The sequence below is a fragment of the Pararhodobacter marinus genome (assembly GCF_003122215.1).
GTDB classification, from domain to species: Bacteria; Pseudomonadota; Alphaproteobacteria; order Rhodobacterales; family Rhodobacteraceae; genus Pararhodobacter; species Pararhodobacter marinus.
This window is the reverse complement of sequence record NZ_QEYD01000002.1, coordinates 274,479-296,870: the sequence shown is the minus strand read 5'-3', so window position 1 is coordinate 296,870 and position 22,392 is coordinate 274,479. Positions and strand designations below refer to the sequence as shown.

The window sequence follows — 22,392 nt, the reverse complement described above, 5'->3', positions numbered from 1 at the left end:
GAATGCCGCGGGCGCCGGTGGCCCGACACCATAACGTCGACCCGTAAGGAGCTGACAAAGATGCATTTTGGACTGACCGAAGAACAGCGCATGATCGTCGATACGACGCGCGCCTTCGTCGAGACCGAGCTTTATCCGCACGAAGCGCTGGTCGAGCGGACCGGCCATCTGCCGATGGAATTGATCCGCGAGTTGCAGAAGAAGGCCATGGAGGCCGGGCTCTATGCCGCCAACATGCCCGAAGAGGTCGGCGGCGCGGGACTCGATACGCTGTCGTGGCTGCTCTACGAGCGCGAGCTGGGCCGGACGAATTACGCGCTGCACTGGACCTGCGTGGCGCGGCCGTCGAACATCCTGCTGGCCGGCACGCCCGAGCAGCGTGAGAAATACCTCATGCCCTGCATCCGCGGCGAGACCTGGGACTGCCTGGCCATGACCGAGCCGGGCGCCGGATCCGACCTGCGCGGCATGAGCGCCTCGGCCCGGCAGGACGGCGAGGACTGGATCCTGAACGGCACCAAGCATTTCATCAGCCATGCCGATGTCGCGGGCTTCACCATCGCTTTCCTGGCCACCGGCGAAGAGGACACGCCGCGCGGCAAGAAGAAGAAGATCACCGCCTTCTTCGTCGACAAGGGCACCAAGGGCTTCACCGTGCGCGACGGCTACCGCAACGTCTCGCATCGCGGCTATACCAACTCGGTTCTGGAATTCGACGATTGCCGCGTCCCGGCCCGGAATATCCTGGGCGAGGTCCACAAGGGGTTCGACGTGGCCAATGACTGGCTGGGCGCGACCCGGCTGCAGGTCGCCGCGACCTCGATCGGGCGGGCGCAGCGGGCGCTCGACCACGCTTTGTCCTACGCCGCCGAACGCAAGCAGTTCGGCCAGCAGATCGGCAAGTTCCAGGGCGTCAGCTTCAAGCTGGCCGATATGGCGCTGGAGCTGAAGGCGGCCGAACTTCTGACCTACGAGGCCGCGTGGAAATTCGACGAGGGCAGCGTCACCGATGGCGACATGGCGATGGCCAAGCTGAAAGCGACCGAGGCATTGGCGATGATCGCGGACGAGGCGATCCAGATCCATGGCGGGATGGGCCTGATGGACGAATTGCCGCTCGAACGCATCTGGCGCGACGCAAGGGTCGAACGGATCTGGGAGGGGACGTCGGAGATCCAGCGCCACATCATTTCGCGCGAGATGCTGCGATCGGTCGGCGGGTAAGCGGGGGGCCAGCCCCCCGCGCCCCCCGACCAAGGGGGCTGTCTGCCCCCTTGGCAAACCCCCGAGGATATTTGGAGAACAAAGATGGCAAGCTTGGCCCGCCCCTTGCGACAGGACACGCGGCTCTCGCGGCTTATGCGGCCTCGCTCGATCGCCGTTCTGGGCGCGGGCTGGGCGGCCAACGTGATCGAGCAATGCCGGAAGATGGGCTTCGACGGGCCGGTCTGGCCGGTGCATCCGACGCGTGACGAGATCGGCGGCGTGGCCTGTTTCCGACGCCTTGCCGATTTGCCCGAGGCGCCGGACGCGGTGTTCATCGGCGTCAACCGCCACGCGACGCTCGACGTGGTGGCCGAATTATCGGCCATGGGCGCGGGCGGCGCGATCTGTTTCGCCTCGGGTTGGGGCGAAAGCGGCGAGGCGGCCCTGCAGGCGCAGCTGGTCGAGGCGGCCGGCGACATGCCGATCCTCGGGCCCAATTGCTACGGGGTGATCAATTATCTGGACGGGGCGCTGCTTTGGCCCGACCAGCATGGCGGCAAGCGCGTGGAACGCGGCGTCGCGCTGATCAGCCAGTCCTCGAACATCGTCATCAACCTGACGATGCAGGCGCGCGGCCTGCCGGTGGCCTATGTCGCCTGCTTGGGCAACGCGGCGCAGGTCGGTCTGGCCGAGCTGGGCGAGGCTTTGCTGGCCGATGCGCGCGTGACGGCTCTGGGGATCTATGTCGAGGGCTTCGACGATGCCGGCGCCTTCGCGGAACTGGCCGAAGCCGCGCGCGCGGCGGGCAAGGGGATCGTCGCGCTGAAATCGGGCAAGACCGAAGCCTCGCGCGCGGCGGCGGCAAGCCACACGGCAGCGCTGGCCGGTGGCGGCGCGGCGTCGCGCGCCTTCCTGCGGCAGCTGGGCGTGGCCGAGGTCGCCACCCTGGGCGGCTTGATCGAGGCGCTGAAGATCGTGCATGTCCACGGGCCCGGACTGGGCGGCCGCCTGTGTTCGCTGTCCTGTTCGGGGGGCGAAGCCGGGCTGGTAGCGGATCTGGGCGCCGCTGCCGGGATTACCTTCGACCCGCCCTCCGACGCGCAGAAGGAAAAGCTGGGCGCCGTGCTGGGACCGCTGGTGATGCTGGCGAACCCGCTCGATTACCACACGTTCATCTGGGGCGATCTGGAGAAGACGACCGAGGTTTTCGCGGCCATGCTCGACGGGTATGACGCCGGGATATACCTGATCGACCCGCCGCGACCCGACCGCTGCGACCCGTCGAGCTTCGAGGCGGCGTTGCAGGCCATCGAGGCCGCGCAGGCGCGGACCGGCAAGCCGGCCTTCCCGGTCTCGTCGATGCCCGAGAATTTCGACGAGCCCCGCGCCGAGGCGATGATCGCGCGCGGCGTGGTTCCGCTGATGGGGATCGAGACCGCGCTCGAGGCGCTGTCGGCGCTGCGCACGGATTCGGTCGACCCCGGCTGGCGGCCCTGGCCTTTGGTCGGCGCATCCCCGGCCGAGATGCTGGACGAGGCCAAGGCCAAGGCCTTGTTGGCCCGTGCCGGCATCGCCGTGCCGCGGGGTGTGACCGCGCCAGCGCCCGGTGCGCTCGACCGATCCGGGCTTGTAGGGCCCTTTGCGCTCAAAGGCCTCGGGCTTGCGCACAAGACCGAGGCCGGGGCGGTCAGGCTGGGCGTCACCGATCCCGCCGCCGAGCCGCCGATGCCGGGCGTGCAGGGCTACCTTCTGGAAGAAATGGTGACGGACGGCGTGGCAGAGCTGTTGATCGGGATCCGCCGCGATCCGGTCTATGGCGCCACGCTGACGCTGGGTCTGGGGGGCGTGACGGCCGAGCTTCTGGCCGATACGGTCACGCTGGTGGCGCCGGTCACGGGGCCCGAAATCGCGGCGGCCTTGCGGCGGCTCAGGCTCTGGCCGCTGCTGGACGGCTGGCGCGGGCGCCCGCGCCCGGCTTTGGGCGCAGCCATCGATGCGGCGCTGGCGATGCAGGCGATGATGGCGACCGACCCCGCCTTGCGGGAAATCGAGGTGAACCCACTGATCCTCACGCAGGATCGCGCGGTCGCCGTGGATGCAGTGATATGGAGAGAGACATGAACGACCGGACCGACGGCCCGATCAGAACCCGGCGCGAGGGCGGGATCCTCGAGGTCACGCTGGATCGCCCGAAGGCGAATGCGATCGACCTTGCCACCAGCCGGATCATGGGCGAGGTCTTCAAGGACTTCCGCGATGACGAGACGCTCCGCGTGGCCATCCTCACCGGCGCGGGCGAGAAATTCTTCTGCCCCGGCTGGGATCTGAAAGCCGCGGCGGAGGGCGATGAGGTCGACGGCGATTACGGCGTCGGCGGCTTCGGAGGCTTGCAGGAATTGCCGCATCTCAACAAGCCCGTGATCGCCGCCGTCAACGGGATCTGCTGCGGCGGCGGGTTCGAGCTGGCGCTCAGCTGCGACCTGATCCTTGCCGCCGACCAGGCCACCTTCGCCCTGCCCGAGATCCGCTCTGGCACCGTGGCGGATGCGGCGACGCTCCGTCTGCCCAAGCGGATCCCCTATCACGTCGCGATGGATCTTCTGCTCACAGGCCGCTGGTTCGATGCCGAGGAGGCGCAGCGGTGGGGCCTGATCAAGGAGATTGTCCCCCAGGCCCAGCTGATGACCAAGGCCTGGGACCTGGCCCGCCATCTGGAATCCGGCCCGCCTCTGGTTTTCGCCGCGATCAAGGAGATCGTGCGCGAGGCCGAGGACATGCGATTTCAGGATGCGCTCAACCGGATCACCAAGCGGCAATTCGCCACCGTCGACCGGCTCTATGGCTCCGAGGACCTGCACGAGGGCCAGCGCGCCTTCACCGAGAAACGCGACCCGGTCTGGAAGGGCCGCTGAGCGGGCCCGGGTCGCTGCACGGATCGCGTCTTGCAATAAAATCAATCCCTTGACGATGCGCATTGCCCTGACACCAAGCGCCCCTCGTCTTCGTTCCTTAAATATCCTCAGGGGGGTGCGGGGGGCAGAATGCCCCCCGCCCGGGTCGCCCGCAGAGCCCGCGCGTCAGCGCGGGGGATAAGGGCGAAACCCCTCGCCCTTGCGCCACGCGCGCCCCCCGGCTATCCCCGCCGGGAAAGGATGCCCGATGCCGCTCTTGTTGCGCCTGTACCTCGCCTTTGCCGCCGTCTCGGCGCCCCTGTGGCGGCTGGTTCTGTGGCGGCGTCAGCGCACCGGGCGCGAGGATCCTGTGCGCGGGCGCGAGAAGCTGGGCTACGGACTGCCCCCCCGGCCCGAGGGCCTGTTGCTGTGGTTTCACGCCGTCTCGGTCGGGGAAGCGCAGGCGCTGGTCACGCTTCTGGACCGCCTGACCGCGAAGCATCCGGCCGTGCAGGTGCTGCTGACGACCCATACGCTGGCCTCGGTCCGGGCGCTCGACGCGCGCGGGCTGCCCCCCCGGGTGATCCATGCCTATGCCCCCGCCGATTATCCCGGTGCGGTCGGGCGCGTTCTGGCGCATTGGCGCCCCGATGCGCTGATCGTGGCCGAGGCCGATATGTGGCCCGTCATGCTGACCCGGGCGCATCGGGCGGCGGTGCCGATGCTGCTGCTCAACACCCATGTCACCGCCCGGCGCTACCGGCGGCGCAGCCGCATGGCCGCCACCAACGGCTATCTGATGAACCTTTTCGAGCGCATCCTCGTGCAGGACGAGGTCTCGATGGCGCGGTTCCGGGATCTGGGCGCGCCGGCGGCGAAAATGTCGGTGATGGGCGTGCTCAAGGCCGCCTCGGACCCGCTGCCCGACCGCCCGGACGAGCGCGCCGCGCTCGAGGCGCAGATCGGCGGGCGGCCTGTGTGGCTCGCCGCCTCGACCAAGGTTGTCGAAGAGCCGCTGCTCATGCAGGCGCAGGCCATGGCCTTGCAGGATTGTCCCGACCTGTTGTTCCTGATCGCGCCCCGCCAGCGGACCGAAGCCGACCGCACCGAAACCGCCGCCCGCACCCTGTTCACGCAGGCCCAGATCGCCCGGCGCTCGCGCGGCGAGCCGATCACGGTGGCCACCAGGGTCTATATCGCGGACACGATCGGCGAGATGGGTCTGTGGTACCGGCTGGCGCCCGTCGCCTATACCGGCAATTCGTTGCGGGTGCCCGGGACACCCCTTACCGGCAAGAACCCGTTCGAAGCCATCGCGCTGGGGGCGATGGTGGTGCATGGTCCCGATGTGGGCAATTTCGCCGATGCTTATGCGCGGCTGAAAGCGGCGGGCGGGGCGCTGGAAGTGGCCGATGCCGCGGCGATGGCGCGGGCGGTGGTCGCGGCGCAGGATCCCGACTTCCGCAAGCCCTATCTCGACGGCGCGGCGCGGGTTCAGGCCGAGAACATGCATCCGCTCGCCGTGTCGCTCGCCGCGATCGAGGCGCTGATCGCCCGGATCGGCCCGCGATGAGCCGGTGCTTGGGGCAGGACAGAAGGGGACAAGCGCGATGACGCAGGACGAGACCGAAGGCGGGATGTCGGGGCTGCCGCTGCTGGCGCGCAACCTGCGCAACCTGATCCGCGCGCCCCGCGCGCTGGCCGCCGTGGACCGGCGCTATGGCAAGGGCGTCGCGCATCGCAAGGCGTTGCGGCGGCTGGCGTTCTATCCGGGGCTTGGGCTTGGCTTCAACCGGATCAAGAAAAACGCCAATTCGGCGCTGATCCTGCTGCTGCACGAGCTGGAAACCGGCCAGTCCACGCTGTCGGACCAGGCCAAGGACGCGGCGGTGAAGCTGTTCGAGCTGTCGCCCGCCGATCTGGTCCGGTTCGATGACTTCGCCGTGTTCGTGACCATCCGGAACCCCTATTCCCGGGTGTTGTCGGCCTTTCTCGACAAGTTCCGTTTCGACGAATATCGCCGCAAGCATGGCGATTTCCCCCTGACGCCCGACGGGTTCGGCGCCTTTCTCGACTGGCTCGACGCGGGCGGTCTGTCGCGCGACGCGCATTGGGACCGGCAGGTGCGGCTGTTGGCGCTGCCGCTCGACCGCTACGACGCGGTGCTGCGGTTCGAAACCCTGCGCGCGGATGCCGTGGCGTTCCTGAGCGCGCGCGGCCTCGCCCTGCCCGAGGACGCGCTGGGAGGCGAGCACAAGGGCGACAAGGGCAAACAGACCGGCGCCGACCGGCAGCTCGGCAGCTTCTACACGCCCGCGCGCGCGGCGCTGGTCGCGCGGCTTTACGCCGAGGATTTCACGGCTCTGGGCTACGACCCCGAAGACCGTCCGCATCAAGAAAGCCCCTCAGAGGAACATCCGTGAGCCAGAAATACCGCGCCGATATCGACGGGCTGCGCGCCGTGGCCGTGCTGCCGGTGATTGCCTTTCACGCCGGTTTCCCCGGATTTTCGGGCGGCTTCGTGGGTGTCGACGTGTTCTTCGTCATCTCGGGCTATCTGATCACCGGCATCCTGGCCGGGGATCTGGCGGAGGGACGCTACTCCATCGCCCGCTTCTACGAGCGTCGCGCGCGGCGGATCCTGCCCGCGCTGTTCGTCATGATGGCGGTCAGCGCGGTGGTGGCGCATCTGTTGCTGATGCCACCCGCCTTCAAGGATTTCTCGGCCTCGGTCTTTGCCGTGGCGCTTTTCCTGTCGAACATGCTGTTCATCAGCGAGGTGGATTATTTCGGCCCCTCCGCCGACGAGGTGCCGCTGCTGCACACATGGTCGCTGGCCGTGGAAGAGCAGTTCTACATCCTATTTCCGCTGATCCTGTGGGCCTTGTGGAAGCTGGGACGCGGGCGGGCTTTGGCCTGGGGCGTGGCGGCGATCACGCTGGCCTCGCTGGTCTTTTCGGAATGGGCATGGCGCCATGACCCGGCGGCGAGCTTCTATTTCCTGCCCTCCCGCGCGTGGGAACTGGGCGCGGGCGCGCTTTGTGCCCTGATCCCCGCCCGTCCGGGCAAGGCCGCGCGCGAGGTGCTGGGGCTCGCCGGTCTGGCCGCGATCGTCGTCGCGGTGGTGATGCTGGATCGCTCCTATCCCTTCCCCTCGCTCTGGGCCTTGCTGCCGGTGGGGGGCGCGGTGGCGGTGATCCTGGCCGAGGGCAGCCTTGCCGGGCGGCTGTTGTCGTGGCGGCCGATGGTCGCGGTGGGGCTGATCAGTTACTCGGCCTATCTGTGGCACAACCCGGTCTTCGTCTTTGCCCGCGCCGCCGGCGACCGCGAGCCCGGTACGCTGGGAATGCTGGGGCTTTCGGTTTTGTCGCTGGTCCTCGCCTGGCTCAGCTGGCGGTTCATCGAACAACCCTTCCGCACCGGCGGGGTCCGCAAGGCGTTGCTGGCGCGCCGCTGGCAGGTTTTCGCAGCCTCGCTTGGCGGGATCGCGGCCTTCGTCCTGGTCGCGCTGTGGGGCTGGACCAGCGAGGGGCGCGCCGCGCTCTGGCTGCGCCACGCAAGCGAGCTCGAGCGCCGGACCTACGCCCTGTTCGCCCCCGCGCGCGAACTGATCCGCCATCTCGATGACGGCGATTGCCGGTTCAACGAACGGGTGGTCGGCCCCGGCACCCCTGCCCGGCTTGAACGCTGCCACGCTGAATACGGGCCGGGACTGGCGGTCATTGGGGACAGCCATGCCATCAATCTTGCCGATGCCCTGATCCTCGCCGAGGCTGCGCCGTTCGTGTACGGCATGACGCAGGGAAATTGCCGGCCCGACACGCCGCGCGGCGAATGCGGCTATGACGGGTTCTCGGCCCTGATGGACGAGGCGCCGCATCTCTTTTCCGACGTGGTGTTCGAAGTCGCGGGTCAGCGCCTGATCGAGGGACCGGGCGGGCGCCGGACGGAAAGCCTGTTTCGCTATTACGCCCCCGATGCCGAGATCCCCGAGGCCGATATCCGCCTGCTGGACGATGCGATTGCCGCCAATGGCGCCTATGCCGCGGCGCTGGCTCGACGGCTGCCGGTGGTCTGGCTGTCCCCCCGGATCGAGCCGCACATTCCCGACAGCTGGATCATGGAGCATGGCTGCGACTACCCGTTCGCGCTGAGGCCCGGGCAACTCGCGATTTTCGAGCGTCTGACATCGGCGATCGAGGACTTCGCCGCCGATGTTCCGAACCTGCGCGTCGTGGACCAACCTGCCGCGCTAGACCTGACGATGCCCGGGGATTTCCTCACCTGCGAGCGTCTTCTGTGGCGCGACGGCGATCACCTTGGGCGCGCGGGGCTCGAATGGCTGGGCGCTCGGCTGGTCCCGGTGCTCGCGCCCGGGGCACGGTGACGGGGGCGCCCGACCCTTCAGCCCGGCAGCCGCGCGATCCCGGGCGAATCGCGCGAAGGGATAACTTTGTGCATCGCTCAACACTGCCTGTGCAATCCACGCAGGGCGATCACGCATTCGCGACCACAACACCCGGCTTTCGTGTCTATCCTCGGGTTACGCAACGTACAGGGAGTTTCCGATGTTCCGTTACCTGAGCGCAGCCGCCATTGCCGCCGCGACGCTTCTGCCGGGCCTTGCCCAGGCCCAGGAGGCCACCGACCCCAATGTCACCGCGCGCCACGCGATGATGCAGCTTTACGCCTATAACCTCGGCGTGCTGGGCGGCATGGCGCAGGCGCGGATCGAGTACGATCCCGAGCTGGCGACCGAAGCCGCGACGGCGATTTACCATGTCTCGATGGCGCATGCCGACCGCATGTGGCCCGAGGGCACCGAAGCCGGCGCCACCGAGGATTCGCGCGCCCTTCCCGCGATCTGGGAAAACCGCGCCGAGTTCGATGCGGCCGCCGAGGCGCTGACGGCCGCGGCGGAATCCGCCATGGGCACGGTCGGGACCGATCTGGCCAGCCTGCAGGCCGGTGTCGGCGGTATCGGGCAAAGCTGCTCGGGCTGTCACCGCACGTTCCGGCAGCCGGAGTAAGCGGCGATGATCGGAAGACTGGCGGGGGGTGTCGCGGTCCTTGCCGTCCTTGCGGGCGGTGCCTTCTGGATGCTGACGCAGCCGGCCAGTCTGTCCGACGAAACGCTGGCCGCCCTGTCCGCGCATGATGCCGACGCGCAGGCGGGCGAGGCGGTGTTCTGGGCGGCGGGCTGCGCCAGCTGCCACAGCGCCCCGGATCTGGCCCCCGGCGCCGCGCCCGAAGCCCGCATGGTGCTGACGGGCGGGCGCAGTTTCCCCAGCGATTTCGGAACCTTCTACGCACCCAACATCTCGCCCGACCCTGAGCACGGGATCGGTGACTGGACCTTGCCGCAATTCGCCCATGCCGTGATGCAGGGCGTCTCGCCCGAGGGCGCGCATTACTACCCCGCCTTCCCCTATACGACCTATATCCACGCCACGCCCGGCGATATCGCCGATCTCTGGGCTTTCTGGCAGACCTTGCCCGCCGACGCGACGCCATCGCGCGCGCATGATGTCGGTTTTCCGTTCTCGTTCCGGCGAGGTCTGGGGCTGTGGAAACGGTTCAACCTGCACGACGATTACGCGACGCCCGCTTTCGACGATGCCGAACTGGCGCGCGGGCAGTATCTGGTCGAGGCTCTGGGGCATTGCGCCGAATGCCACACGCCGCGCGATGCCCTTGGCGGGCTGGAGCGGGGCCAGTGGCTGGCGGGAGCGCCGAACCCGGCCGGCGAGGGCCGTATTCCCGCATTGCCGCCCGAAGGCTGGAGCGCCTTCGACATTGCCGCCTATCTGGAGACCGGCTTTACCCCGGAATTCGACACGGCGGGCGGAGAGATGGCCGATGTCATTGACAACATGAGCCGGATTGCCGCCCCGGACAGGGCGGCAATCGCTGCATATCTCGTGGCGCTCAGATCATCGCCCAATCCGTGAACCGATGGGTCTGGCCCTTCTTTTCCGGGGCCGGCTTGGGCGTGTTCTTGCGAGCGGTGGTCGACATTGTCCTGTCCTTGGTTACTGCACGATACGGTTCTTCGAATCGCTGGCGTTACATCTATCTGTCGCTTGTCATGCACAAGAGGTTCATTTCCGAATGCGCCGATTCTATGGCGAGTTATCCACAGGCTGAGCGGAAGCTCGCCCAGCGTGTTTTCCCGCTTGACTTGACGCCGGGCCGGGGGCCAAACCACGCCCCATGAGCGCCCCCCTTCTGACCCTCGATCTCGACGCCCTCGCCGATAACTGGCGGCGGCTTGCGCAACTCTCCGGCTCGGAAACCGGGGCCACGGTCAAGGCCGATGGCTATGGCCTTGGCGCCAGCCGCGTGGCCCGCCGGCTGGCCGAAGCCGGGGCGCGCAGTTTCTTCGTCGCCTTGGCCGAGGAAGGGCTGGCAATCCGCAAGGTGCTGGGCAACGGGCCCCGGATCTTCGTCTTCTCGGGGCACATGGCCGGTGACGCGGCGATGCTGCGCGAGCTGGGACTGATCCCGCTGATCAACTCGGCCGAGCAGATGGCCCGTCACGCCGAAACGCTGCCCGATCATCCCTTCGGCATCCAGCTCGATTCAGGGATGAACCGGCTGGGGATGGAGGCGCCCGAATGGGCCGCGGTCCGGCAGATCGCGCTGCAGACCGCGCCGCAGCTTGTGATGTCGCATCTCGCCTGCGCCGACGAGCCCGCGCACGAGATGAATGCCAGACAGCGCGACAGGTTTATCGAGATGACCGCGGGTCTGGACGCGCCGCGCTCGCTGGCGGCGACAGGCGGTATGCTTCTGGGTCGCGACTATCATTTCGAGCTCAGCCGTCCGGGCGTCGGGCTTTATGGCGGGCTGCCTTTCGAGGGTGCAAAGCCCGTCGTCCATGCGGCGCTGCCGGTGATCCAGATCCGCGATGTCGAGCCGGGCGAGACGGTGGGCTACGGCAATACCTGGACCGCCGCGCGCCCCTCGCGCATTGCCACGGTCGCGGCGGGCTATGCCGACGGCATCCACCGCGCACTGTCGCACAAGCTTCAGCTCTGGGCAGGCGACACGCCCTGCCCGACGGTCGGGCGGATCTCGATGGACCTGATCGGTGTCGACGTCACCGACCTGCCCGACGAGCCCGAGGCGCTGGACCTGCTGAACGCGCACCAGACCGTCGACAAACTGGCCGACGCGGCAGGCACGATCGGCTACGAAATCCTGACCTCGCTGGGTGCGCGCTACAAGCGGCGCTACTTGGGCGGCGGGGCATGAGCCCCGCGGCGTTCCTGGGCGCGACCGGACGCGGGACGGCGGGAATCCTGGGCGCCATCGGTCGCTTCCTGGGCTTTGGCGTGCAGTCGCTGGGTTGGATCTTTCGCCCGCCCTGGTACCCGCGCGAGATCGGCGCGCAACTGATGCAGATCGGCTGGCTGTCGCTGCCGGTGATCGGCATGACCGCGCTTTTCACCGGCGCCGCGCTGGCCCTGCAGATCTTCGCGGGCTCGGCGCGCTACGGGGCCGAGTTTGCCGTGCCTTCGATCACCGCCATCGGCATGGTGCGCGAGCTGGGGCCGGTTCTGGGCGGGCTGATGGTGGCCGCGCGCGTGGCCTCGTCCATCGCCGCCGAAATCGGCACGATGAAAGTCTCCGAACAGCTGGACGCGCTGCGCACGCTGGCGGTGGAACCCATGCAATACCTGACCGTCCCGCGCCTGATCGCGGCGACGCTGGCGATGCCGGTTCTGGTGGCGGCGGGGGATTCCATCGGCATCCTGGGCGGCTACGCGGTCGGCGTGACGCGGCTGGGATTCGACGGCGCGACCTATCTGCGCAACACGCTGGAATTCCTGCAATTCTGGGACGTGGCCTCGGGGCTTGTGAAGGGCGCGGTGTTCGGCTTCCTGGTCGCGCTGGCGGGCTGCTTTTTCGGCATGAATTCCGGCCGGGGCGCGCAGGGCGTGGGCGAGGCCACGAAATCGGCGGTGGTTCTGGCTTCGGTGCTGATCCTCGCGGCCAATTACCTGCTGACCGAGGCGTTCTTCTCCGCATGATCCGGGCAAACGCATTACACAAGGCCTTCGGCGCCAAGCAGGTCCTGAACGGCGTGGATTTCACGCTGGACCGGGGTCAGAGCCTTGTCGTGATCGGCGGTTCGGGGACCGGGAAATCGGTGCTGCTGCGCTGTCTTCTGGGGCTGGAGCGCGCCGATAGCGGCACGGTCGAGATTGCCGGGCTGCGCGATCCGAAGCCGCAGGCGCTGGCCGCGCATGTCGGCATGCTGTTTCAGGGCGCGGCCTTGTTCGATTCGCTGCCCGTCTGGCAGAACGTGGCCTTCCGGATGCTGCGCGGCCCCCGGCGCGCGGGCGCGCGGGCGCTGGCCATCGAGAAACTGGCGCGCGTGGGGCTGGACGAGCGGGTGGCCGATCTCTACCCCGCCGAATTGTCCGGGGGCATGCAGAAACGCGTGGGGCTGGCGCGCGCCATCGCGGGCGACCCGCCGGTCTTGTTTTTCGACGAGCCGACGGCGGGGCTGGACCCGATCATGGCGGCGGTGATCAACGCATTGATCCGCTCGATCGTGACCGAAGCCGGCGCAACGGCGGTGACGATCACGCATGACATGACGACCCTGCGCGAGGTGGGCGATCGCGTGGCGATGCTGCACGACGGGCGGATCCACTGGCAGGGCCCGGCCGCCGAGGCCCTGACCACCGACGACCCGGTGATGCGCCAGTTTACCCAAGGGCGCGTCGAGGGCCCCATCGCCACCCTGCGCTGACAGCGCCAGCGGTGGGGGGAGCGAGGGGGCTGTCTGCCCCCTCTTGGCCTGACGGCCAATTCACCCCCGAGGATATTTGAGGAACAAATACGGGCGGCGCGCGCGGGCGGGTCAGTCATCGCCCGGTAGGTCCAGCGACATCGGCGCCAAGGCGGGGAACTCGTTGGCGGCATCGTCGGATTCGGGGGGGTCAAAGGCGAGAGGCGGCGCGTCTTGGGGGGCGCTGTGCTGCGTCGGCTCCTGGAACGACGCGCCAAGCGCCAAGCCGGACGCAAGACCGGTTGTCCCCTGAGCCCGCGGAGGGGACGCGTCGATCATCGTGTGGTGCTGCAACCCGCCGGGCCAGCCGGTCAGGCGGATGGCGCGCATGCCCCGGGTCTGGCCCAGCCGCCCGATGGCGTGCGGCGTGCCGTCGAGGGCCACGAGTTTCACTTCTTCAAGGTTGGACAGCGGCAGGGTCAGGGCGCCCCCCGGCCCAAGCGCCAGCACCTCGGCCAGAGGCAGGCGAAGGCGGCCCAGTTCGGCGCGCAGATCGGCGCTGGCCCCCATCACCGCGTCTTCCATCGCCTCGGCCCAGCTGCGAGCGGGGGGAGTGTCGTCGGTGGCGTCCGGTTCTTCGGGGCGTTGCGGCAGCGCAAGCATGAGCCGCAGCGGACGGGTGACATCGCCCGAGATCAGGACGGCGGTCAGCGCCACCAGATCGTAGGCGATTTCATCCAGAAGCACCGGCAGGAGGCGATGATCGGGAACCGGGCGCGCGCAGCGGAAGGCGGAAACGGGGTCCTCGGCACCCAGCCCATGCAACGCCGTGTCGAGGATGTCGCCCAGCAGCGCGGCATCGGTGCCGGTGGGGCGGCGGATGCCGGGCCGGGCGGCGCCGAGGCGGCCGATGGTCATCGCTTCGATCACCGTGGCGAAGCCTTCCTGATCGAGCGTGACAAGACCGGGCGGCCCGCCCGCCGTATCAAGCAGGGTGACGAAAGCGTCGGTGTCGATGGCGTCGAGCAGCTCTGGCAGGCTGGCCGTTTTCCAGTGGAGTGCCCCGTCTTCGGCAATGAGCGGCGCCGCGTCGGAAATGGCGCGACCGAAGGACCGCGCAAGCAACCCTGCGCGCCCCGACAGAACCGGGGCGTCCGGGTCGGGCGGAGGCGTGCGCGGCGTCAGTTTACGCCGGAGCACGGGGTCGCGGTCGGGGACGCTCATGGATCGGTCATGCCTGTCGTTCCTGCTTGGAGTGCAGGATCGCAGGCAGCCGTTAAGAAAGGCTTTCGGTCGGCGGGATTGGGCCCGCCTGCCCCGTGCCTCGGGCCGATCAGTCCGACAGGCGGCTGACGACCACGGTGACTTCGGGCTTCTTGCCGATCTCGTCGACGCAGGTCGAGCGGACGCGACGGCGGATCTGTTCGATCAGCTTGTCGTCGTTGCCCAGCACCTTCTTGGGCAGGCGCGCGACCTCTTCGGCGAGTTCGTCCTCGATCACCTCGTTCAGGGGCTTGCGCGACCGTCCCTCCCGCGCGAGCCCCATGCAATCGGCCCAGGCATCGCCCAGTGGCTGGCCGTCCTCGTCGATGATGAGCGTGACCATGACAAGGCCGTTCAGCGCCATGCGGATACGCTCGCGCACGATGCCGTCCATGGCGCCGTAGATCGCCGTCCCGTCGAGATAGAGCCGCCCGGTATCCACGTATTCCGCGACCACGGGTTCGGGGCCCGACAGGTCGAGCATGACGCCGTTGGGCGCGATGGCCGAGACCATGCCGCGAGACTGCGCATGCAGCGCGTGCTTGCGCAGGTGGCGGTGTTCGCCATGCATCGGCACGAGGATGCGCGGGCGGACCAGATCGTGCATCCGCTCCAGGTCGGGACGGTTGGCATGGCCCGAAACGTGGTACTGGCCCTGGCTGTTATCCACGACATCCACGCCCTTCTCGCTGAGCGCATTGACGATCTTCAGGACGTCGCGTTCGTTGCCGGGGATCGTCATGGACGAAAACAGGAACGTGTCGCCCTCTTTCAGCGAGAAGCCCAGATACGAGCCGCGCGCCAGCTGCGCCGAGGCGGCGCGACGCTCGCCCTGGCTGCCGGTGACGATCAGCATCAGGTTCTCACGCGGGATCTCGTTCGCTTCCTCGGCCGGGATGGTGGGCGGGAAGTCGTGCAACAGGCCGGCTTCAGTCGCGGTTCGGACCATGGTCTGCATCGCGCGGCCCAACAGGCAGATCGAGCGGCCCGCCGCGCGCCCGGCCTTGGCCAGCGTGCGCACGCGCGCGACGTTCGAGGCAAAGGTCGTCGCCACGACAAGGCCCGGGGCCTCTTTCACCAGTTCGGTGATCGCGTGGGGCAGCGAGCTTTCCGAGCGGCCGGGATGGGGCGAGAAGATGTTGGTGGAATCGCAGACCATGACATCGACGCCGCTGTCGCCGATAGCCTGGAACATCTCCTCGTCAAAGGCTTCGCCGACGCCGGGGGCCATGTCGAGCTTGAAGTCGCCGGTATGGACGAGCCGCTGGTGCGGGGTCTCGATCAGCATGGCCGAGGCTTCGGGCAGCGAATGCGCGATGGGCAGGAAACGGATCTTGAACGGGCCGATTTCCAGCGTCTCTTCCAGCGGGACGGTGATGATCTCGTCGACCGGCTGACCGGCTTCCAGCATCTTCTTGGCGGCGATGCGGGCTGTGAAGTCGCGGCAATAGACCGGCGCGCGCAGGCGCGACCACAGATGGCCCAGCCCGCCCACATGGTCTTCATGCGCATGGGTGATGAAGATCGCATCCAGCCGGTCGCGGCGCGCTTCCAGCCAGGCCATGTCGGCCATGATCAGATCGACGCCGGGCGTGCCGTCCATGTCGGGGAAGGTCACGCCGACATCGACCAGGATCAACCGCTCGCGTCCCTTGGGGCCGTAGCCGTAGACATAGGCGTTCATGCCCACTTCGCCGGCGCCGCCGAGCGGCAGATAGATCAGGCGGTCGTTGCTCATGCGGTGGTCAAATCCCTGTTGTAGCGGTTGATAAGCACAAGCCCGTGCATCGTGAGGTCTTCCTCGACACTGTCGAAGATATCGGTGCCCTGATCGAACAGGGGCGCAAGCCCCCCGGTCGCAATCACGCTCATCGGGCGGTCGCGCTCTTGGCGGATCTGGCGCACGATGCCTTCGACAAGGCCGACATACCCCCAGTAGATGCCCGACTGGATACAAGCAACCGTATTCGTACCGATGGCCGTTTGCGGCTTCGTCACATCGACATGCGGCAGCGCCGCCGCGGCCATGTGCAGCGCTTCCAGCGAGGTGTTCACGCCGGGCGCGATCACGCCGCCGATATAGGCGCCGTCATGGTCGACCACGTCGAAGGTGGTGGCGGTGCCGAAATCCACCACGATCAGGTCGCCGCCATGGCGGTCGTAGCCCGCCACGGTATTGACCAGCCGGTCGGGGCCGACCGTGGTGCCCTGATCGACGCGGGGTGCGACAGGCAGGTGGCAATCGGGTTTCCCCACGACGAGCGGACGGCAGTTGAAATAGCGGTCGCACAGGACGCGCAGGTTGAACACGACGCGCGGCACGGTGGACGAGATGATCACCTCGGAGATGTCGGCCTGAATGCCCTTGAGGCTCATCAGCGTCGACAGCCAGGTGTAATACTGGTCGGCGGTCTGACGGTGATCGGAGGCCGTGCGCCATGTGGCGATGAAGGCGTCGCCGTTCCAGATCGAGAACACGGTGTTGGTGTTGCCGCAATCAATGCACAGGATCATGGCGGGGCTCCGGGTCTTGCGGATCAGGGGAAGAAGATATCGGCGGCGGGGATCGCGCGGCGACCCTCGGCGGTGGCGAGGATCAGCGCGCCGTTGTCGTCGATCCCGTCGAAGGTGCCGTGAAACTCGTCCTTCAGGGTGCGCGCGACCAGCGGTTCGCCCAGCCGGGCGACACGGCGCAGAAAGCCCGTGCGGATCGGGTCGAACCCGTAGGTTCTGAGCCGCTCCTCCCAGGTTTCATAGGCGGGGGCGAGCCGGTCGAGCAATTGCTCGGGTCGGATCACCAGCCCGGTTTCCTGCCGCAGGCTGACGGGCGGAAAGGCCGCTTCGGGGTCGCGTTCGGGCGCGGAATGCAGGTTGACGCCGATCCCCAGCGACAGGATGCCCGGCCCATGGCTTTCCAGAAGGATGCCCGACAGTTTGCCGCCGTTCAGCAGCACGTCATTGGGCCATTTCAGGGCGAAAGCCTCGGGCAGACGGGTCAGATCCGCCAGCGCGTCGTGCAGGGCGAGCGCGGCCACGAACGAGCGCAGCGCCAGCCGCGCAGGGGGCTCGTCGCTCTTGCGGATCAGGGTGGCGGCGAAATTGCCCTGGGGATCCTGCCACGCCCTGCCCCGCCGGCCCCGCCCGGCGGTCTGCCGCAGGGCCAGGATCCAGGTCGGGCCGGCAAGATCGCCGAGGCGGCGCTGCGCCTCGGCCATGGTGCTGTCGGTTTCGGGCAGCACCACCTTTGCCACGCCCGAAGGCCAGACGCGGTCAGTTGACAAGTGCCTGCGCCGCGACGGCTGCCGCCCCTTCGATACCGAACAGGTTGATCACGCCCAGAACGGTGATCGCCGCCGCGCCCAGCGTCATCCAGCGCTGCGCCGGCGCGCCATCATCATCCAGCGGATCGACCTCGGTGCCGAAATACATGAAGTAGACGATGCGCAGATAGTAGAAGGCACCGACCACCGAGGCGATGACGCCGACCACGGCCAGCGTGACATAGCCCGAACCGATCACCGCCGAGAGCACCGCGAACTTGGCCCAGAAGCCGATCAGCGGCGGCACGCCCGCCAGCGAGAACATCAGCACCAGCATCGCCAGCGCCTGCATCGGCTGGGTTTTCGACAGCATGTTCAGATCGTCGATCGAGCTGACGACCCGGCCTTCGCGGCGCATGGTCAGCATGAAGGCGAAGACGCCGACCGACATGGTCAGGTAGATGGCCATGTAGAGCAGCGTGGCCTTCACGCCCGCCTCGGTCCCCGCGGTCACGCCCAGCAGCGCGAAGCCCATATGCGAGATCGAGGAATAGGCCATCAGCCGCTTGAGGTTGCGCTGCCCCAGCGCACCGACGGCGCCCACGACCATGCTCAGACCCGCCAGCAGGCCGACGATCTGCCCCCAGTCGCCCGGCACCGCGCCGAAGGCGTCGATGACCAGACGGGTAAGCAGCGCCATGGCCGCGACCTTGGGCGCGGTGGCGAAGAAGGCGGTGACCGGGGTCGGCGCGCCCTCGTACACGTCGGGCGTCCACATGTGGAACGGCACGGCCGAGACCTTGAAGGCCAGACCCGCCAGCATGAAGGCCAGCCCCATCAGCAGGCCCACCGGCAGATGCTCGCCCGTGATGACCGAGGCGATACCCTCGAACCGCGTCGTACCCGCATAGCCATAGACCAGCGACGCGCCGTACAGCAGCAGCCCCGAAGCCAGCGCGCCCAGCACGAAGTATTTCAGCCCGGCCTCGGTCGCCTTGACGCTGTCGCGGCGGAAGGCGGCCAGGACGTAAAGCGCCAGCGATTGCAGCTCGAGCCCCATATAGAGGGTGATCAGGTCCTGCGCGGACACCATCACCATCATCCCCACCATCGAGAGCGCGATCAGGATCGGGTATTCGAACTTCATCATCTTGGCGCGTTCGAGGTAATCCATCCCCATCACCAGCACGGCAGCGCCCGCCAGCAGCATCGCCATCTTGGCAAAGCGCGCGAAGCTGTCCTCGACGAAGAGGCCGCCGAAGGCTTCATGCGTCTCGAGGTCCTGCACGCCGACCAGCACGGCGATAAGGATGAACACCGCCACCGTCGCCCAGGTCAGGGCCGAGGCGAGCCGGTCCTTGCCGAAATAGGCGCCCGCCATCAGGGCCACCATCGCCCAGAGCGACAGCAGGATTTCCGGAAGCGCGATCGAAAGATCAACCGAGGTCATCGGAACGGGCCTTTCAGTGGCTGGAAGCCGCGGGCGCGGCTTCGGAAGCGGTTGCATGGGAGGCGTCGGTCACCGCGTGCAGCGAGGTCGCGGCCTCGGGCACGATGCCGTTCGCGTCGTTGTAGCCGGCGACGAGCGCCTCGGTCGACGGCCCGATCAGGTCGAGGATCAGCGCCGGGTAGACACCCAGCAGCAGCGTCATCGCCACCAGCGGCGCGAACATCAGCTTCTCGCGCCCGTCCATGTCGGTGATGGATTTCAGGCTGTCCTTGATCAGCTGGCCCCAGACCACGCGGCGATAGAGCCAGAGCCCGTAGCCCGCCGAGAAGATCACGCCGGTCGCGGCGATAGCGGCGACCCAGGTATTGACCTGGAACACGGCCATGAAGGTCAGGAATTCGCCCACGAAGCCCGAGGTGCCGGGCAGGCCCACATTGGCCATGGTGAACAGCATGAACACCCCGGCATAGACCGGCATCCGGTTCACCAGGCCGCCATAGGCGTCGATATCGCGGGTATGGATGCGGTCATAGACCACGCCCACCACAAGGAACAGCGCGCCCGAAACGAAGCCATGCGACAGCATCTGAAAGATCGCGCCGTCGAGCCCCTGCTGGTTGGCCGCGAAGATGCCCATCGTGACAAAGCCCATATGCGCGACCGAGGAATAGGCGACCAGCTTCTTCATGTCCTGCTGCACCATCGCCACCAGCGAGGCATAGACGATGGCGATGGCCGACATCCACAGCACCAAGGGCGCAAGGATCTCGGAGCCCACCGGGAACATCGGCAGCGAGAAGCGCAGGAAGCCGTAGCCGCCCATCTTCAAGAGCACGGCGGCCAGCACGACCGAACCGGCGGTCGGCGCCTGAACGTGCGCGTCGGGCAGCCAGGTGTGGACCGGCCACATCGGCATCTTCACCGCGAAAGAGGCGAAGAAGGCCAGGAACAGCAGCGTCTGCGCGCCGCCCGCGATCTGCCAGCCCATCAGCGAGATCGGGCCTGCGTCGAACTCGTAGCTCAGCAGCGTCGGGATGTCGGTCGTACCGGCCTGCCCGTACATGTAGATCATCGCCACCAGCATCAGCACCGAGCCGATGAAGGTATAGAGGAAGAACTTGAACGCCGCGTAGATCCGGTTCTGACCGCCCCAGATGCCGATGATCAGGAACATCGGGATCAGGCCCGCTTCGAAGAACAGGTAGAACAGCACCATGTCCAGCGCCACGAACACGCCGATCATCAGCGTTTCGAGCAGCAGGAAGGCGATCATGTATTCCTTGACCCTGTGCGTCACGTTCCAGCAGGCGCCGATGGCGATCGGCATCAGGAAGGTGGTGAGCATCACGAACAGGACCGAGATCCCGTCGACGCCCAGCTTGTAGGTCAGGCCCATGATCCAGGCGCGCTCTTCCACGAACTGGAAGCCGGTATCGGACGGATCGAAGCCGAACAGCAGGATCAGCGAAAAGGCAAAGGTGGCCAGCGTGGCCAGCAAAGCCAGCCACTTGGCGTTGCGTTGCGCCGCTTCGTCCTCGCCGCGCAGGAAGACGGCCGCGATCAGCGCCGCCACTGCCGGAGTGAAGGTGACGATGGACAGAAGGTTCAGCATTATTGCGCCCCTCCGGAGAGCGTGACGTAGGTCACCAGCGCCGCGATGCCGATGACCATGGCGAAGGCGTAGTGGAAGACATAGCCGGACTGGGCACGGGCATAGAGACGATTGAGCATCGGCATGACGCCCATCGACACCCCGTTGAGGAAGCCGTCGATCGTGTTGCCGTCGCCGCGCTTCCACAGGAAGCGGCCGAGGGCCAGCGACGGACGCACGAAGACGGCGTCGTAGATCTCGTCGAAATACCACTTGTTGAGCAGGAAGCGGTACAGGATCGGCTGGTTCTCGGCCAGACGGCCCGGCAGGCGCGGATTGACGATATAGAACAGGAAGGCCAGCGCCAGACCGCCCAGCATCGCGAAGAAGGGCGCGACCTTGACCCAGACGGGCGCCTCGTGCGCGTTGTGGATCGTGTGGTTCGTTTCCAGCATCGCGATCGAATGGCCGAAATATTCGTGCACCGCCTCGTGCGAGCCGAAGAAGGGCTCGTACCAGATCATGCCCGCGAACACGGCGCCGAGGGCCAGCACGCCCAGCGGGATCACCATGACCCACGGACTTTCATGCGCATGGTCATGCGTGTGATGATCGCCGCGCGGCGCGCCGAAGAAGGTTAGGAAGATCAGCCGCCACGAATAGAACGAGGTCATGGCCGCCGCGATCACCAGGATCCAGAAGGCATAGACCGCCCCGCCGCCGAACGCGCTTTCGATGATGGCGTCCTTCGAGATGAATCCCGCGAAACCGATATGCGTAAGCGGGATCCCGACGCCGGTGATGGCCAGCGTGCCGATCATCATCGCCCAGAAGGTATAGGGCATCTTGTGGCGCAGCCCGCCATAGTTCCGCATGTCCTGCTCGTGATGCATCCCATGGATGACCGAACCGGCGCCGAGGAACAGCATCGCCTTGAAGAAGGCGTGCGTCAGCAGGTGGAACATGGCGACCGAATAGACGCCCACGCCCGCCGCCACGAACATGTAGCCCAGCTGCGAACAGGTCGAATAGGCGATCACGCGCTTGATGTCATTCTGTACCAGACCCACGGTCGCCGCGAAGAACGCGGTCAGAGCGCCGATGAAGACGATGAACATCCGCGTGGTTTCGGCGTATTCCATCAGCGGCGACATGCGCGACACGAGGAACACGCCCGCCGTCACCATCGTCGCCGCGTGAATGAGCGCCGAAACCGGGGTCGGGCCTTCCATCGCGTCGGGGAGCCAGGTGTGCAGGAACAGCTGCGCCGATTTCCCCATCGCACCGATGAACAGGAAGAAACAGGCGACGTTCAGCGCGTTCCAGTCGGTCCACAGGAAGTGGATCGTTTGCTGCGACATCGCCTCGGCACCGTGGAAGATGTCGTCGAACTGGATCGAGTCGGCGAGGAAATACAGCATCATGATGCCGATGATGAAGCCGAAATCGCCCACCCGGTTGACGATGAAGGCCTTCATCGCCGCGGCCGAGGCCGATTGCTTTTTCCAGTAGAAACCGATCAGCAGATACGAGGCGAGGCCCACGCCCTCCCAGCCGAAGAAGATCTGCACAAGGTTGTCGGCCGTCACCAGCATCAGCATGGCGAAGGTGAAGAGCGACAGATAGGCGAAGAACCGGGCGCGATAGGCTTCGTCATGCGTCCAGTTCTCGTCATGCGCCATGTAGCCGAAGCTGTAGAGATGGACGAGCGCCGACACCGTGGTCACGACGATCAGCATCACCGTCGTCAGCCGGTCGAGCCGGATCGCCCAGTCGCCGACCAGCGTGCCGGAATCGATGAAGCGCAGGATATGGATCGAGGTCTCGGTCCCGTCATAGCCCAGGAAGACGATCCACGACAGCAGCGCCGACAGGAACAGCAGCGCCGTGGCGATCACCATGCCGGTCTTTTCGCCGATCATGCGCCAGAACAGGCCGCAGATGATCGCGCCGACCAGCGGAGCAAAGAGAAGCGTCGTCGCCATGCG

Annotated in this window: 18 protein-coding genes; 11 read left to right on the top strand and 7 right to left on the bottom strand. The window is 67.2% G+C overall.

All coding sequences use genetic code 11. From position 1 onward, the window contains the following. The first annotated feature begins 60 nt into the window (after positions 1–60). The 11 genes from C4N9_RS04010 (at position 61) to C4N9_RS03960 (ending at position 12,861) form a co-directional block, all read left to right on the top strand. Complete coding sequence (locus C4N9_RS04010; protein WP_109532006.1) at positions 61–1,224, top strand: acyl-CoA dehydrogenase family protein; 1,164 nt, start codon at positions 61–63, stop codon at positions 1,222–1,224. A gap of 84 nt (positions 1,225–1,308) precedes the next feature. Next, positions 1,309–3,327 (top strand): acetate--CoA ligase family protein, encoded by a 2,019-nt coding sequence (locus C4N9_RS04005; protein ID WP_109532005.1) that lies wholly within the window; start codon positions 1,309–1,311, stop codon positions 3,325–3,327. Beyond that, positions 3,324–4,118, top strand: coding sequence for a carnitinyl-CoA dehydratase (locus tag C4N9_RS04000; protein ID WP_109532004.1), 795 nt, complete (start codon positions 3,324–3,326; stop codon positions 4,116–4,118). The genes C4N9_RS04005 and C4N9_RS04000 overlap by 4 nt, the downstream gene beginning before the upstream one ends. 247 nt (positions 4,119–4,365) lie before the next feature. Further along, on the top strand, positions 4,366–5,670 hold the full coding sequence (locus tag C4N9_RS03995) for a 3-deoxy-D-manno-octulosonic acid transferase (RefSeq protein ID WP_109532003.1): 1,305 nt from the start codon (positions 4,366–4,368) through the stop codon (positions 5,668–5,670). A 37-nt stretch (positions 5,671–5,707) separates the two neighbouring features. Continuing rightward, on the top strand, positions 5,708–6,520 hold the full coding sequence (locus C4N9_RS03990) for a sulfotransferase family 2 domain-containing protein (protein ID WP_109532002.1): 813 nt from the start codon (positions 5,708–5,710) through the stop codon (positions 6,518–6,520). Next, a complete protein-coding gene (locus C4N9_RS03985) occupies positions 6,517–8,484 on the top strand; it encodes an acyltransferase family protein (RefSeq protein ID WP_109532001.1) in 1,968 nt (655 codons plus the stop codon). Before C4N9_RS03990 ends, C4N9_RS03985 begins: the two co-directional genes overlap by 4 nt. 181 nt (positions 8,485–8,665) lie before the next feature. After that, positions 8,666–9,127 carry a c-type cytochrome gene (locus C4N9_RS03980; RefSeq protein WP_109532000.1) on the top strand — a complete coding sequence of 154 codons (462 nt, stop codon included), beginning with the start codon at positions 8,666–8,668 and terminating at the stop codon, positions 9,125–9,127. A gap of 6 nt (positions 9,128–9,133) precedes the next feature. Continuing rightward, complete coding sequence (locus C4N9_RS03975; RefSeq protein ID WP_109531999.1) at positions 9,134–10,048, top strand: c-type cytochrome; 915 nt, start codon at positions 9,134–9,136, stop codon at positions 10,046–10,048. Positions 10,049–10,310: 262 nt separating this feature from the next. Continuing rightward, entirely contained in the window at positions 10,311–11,354 is a 1,044-nt protein-coding gene (alr, locus tag C4N9_RS03970) for an alanine racemase (protein ID WP_109531998.1), read from the top strand. Next, positions 11,351–12,133 (top strand): MlaE family ABC transporter permease, encoded by a 783-nt coding sequence (locus C4N9_RS03965; RefSeq protein WP_109531997.1) that lies wholly within the window; start codon positions 11,351–11,353, stop codon positions 12,131–12,133. Before alr ends, C4N9_RS03965 begins: the two co-directional genes overlap by 4 nt. After that, entirely contained in the window at positions 12,130–12,861 is a 732-nt protein-coding gene (locus tag C4N9_RS03960; RefSeq protein WP_109531996.1) for an ABC transporter ATP-binding protein, read from the top strand. The genes C4N9_RS03965 and C4N9_RS03960 overlap by 4 nt, the downstream gene beginning before the upstream one ends. Before the next feature lie 111 nt (positions 12,862–12,972). Here C4N9_RS03960 and C4N9_RS03955 read toward each other — a convergent pair whose 3' ends face one another. The 7 genes from C4N9_RS03955 to nuoL form a co-directional block, all read right to left on the bottom strand. Further along, positions 12,973–14,064, bottom strand: a complete 1,092-nt coding sequence (locus tag C4N9_RS03955) for a FliM/FliN family flagellar motor switch protein (protein WP_109531995.1) — start codon at positions 14,062–14,064, stop codon at positions 12,973–12,975. A gap of 109 nt (positions 14,065–14,173) precedes the next feature. After that, positions 14,174–15,841, bottom strand: coding sequence for a ribonuclease J (locus C4N9_RS03950; RefSeq protein ID WP_109531994.1), 1,668 nt, complete (start codon positions 15,839–15,841; stop codon positions 14,174–14,176). Further along, positions 15,838–16,617, bottom strand: coding sequence for a type III pantothenate kinase (locus C4N9_RS03945; protein ID WP_109531993.1), 780 nt, complete (start codon positions 16,615–16,617; stop codon positions 15,838–15,840). Before C4N9_RS03945 ends, C4N9_RS03950 begins: the two co-directional genes overlap by 4 nt. A 23-nt stretch (positions 16,618–16,640) precedes the next feature. After that, positions 16,641–17,384 carry a biotin--[acetyl-CoA-carboxylase] ligase gene (locus tag C4N9_RS03940; RefSeq protein WP_109531992.1) on the bottom strand — a complete coding sequence of 248 codons (744 nt, stop codon included), beginning with the start codon at positions 17,382–17,384 and terminating at the stop codon, positions 16,641–16,643. Next, entirely contained in the window at positions 17,374–18,813 is a 1,440-nt protein-coding gene (nuoN, locus tag C4N9_RS03935; protein ID WP_109531991.1) for an NADH-quinone oxidoreductase subunit NuoN, read from the bottom strand. Before nuoN ends, C4N9_RS03940 begins: the two co-directional genes overlap by 11 nt. 13 nt (positions 18,814–18,826) lie before the next feature. Beyond that, a complete protein-coding gene (locus tag C4N9_RS03930) occupies positions 18,827–20,425 on the bottom strand; it encodes an NADH-quinone oxidoreductase subunit M (RefSeq protein WP_109531990.1) in 1,599 nt (532 codons plus the stop codon). Continuing rightward, positions 20,425–22,389 (bottom strand): NADH-quinone oxidoreductase subunit L, encoded by a 1,965-nt coding sequence (nuoL, locus tag C4N9_RS03925; RefSeq protein ID WP_109531989.1) that lies wholly within the window; start codon positions 22,387–22,389, stop codon positions 20,425–20,427. Before nuoL ends, C4N9_RS03930 begins: the two co-directional genes overlap by 1 nt. Positions 22,390–22,392: the final 3 nt, after the last annotated feature.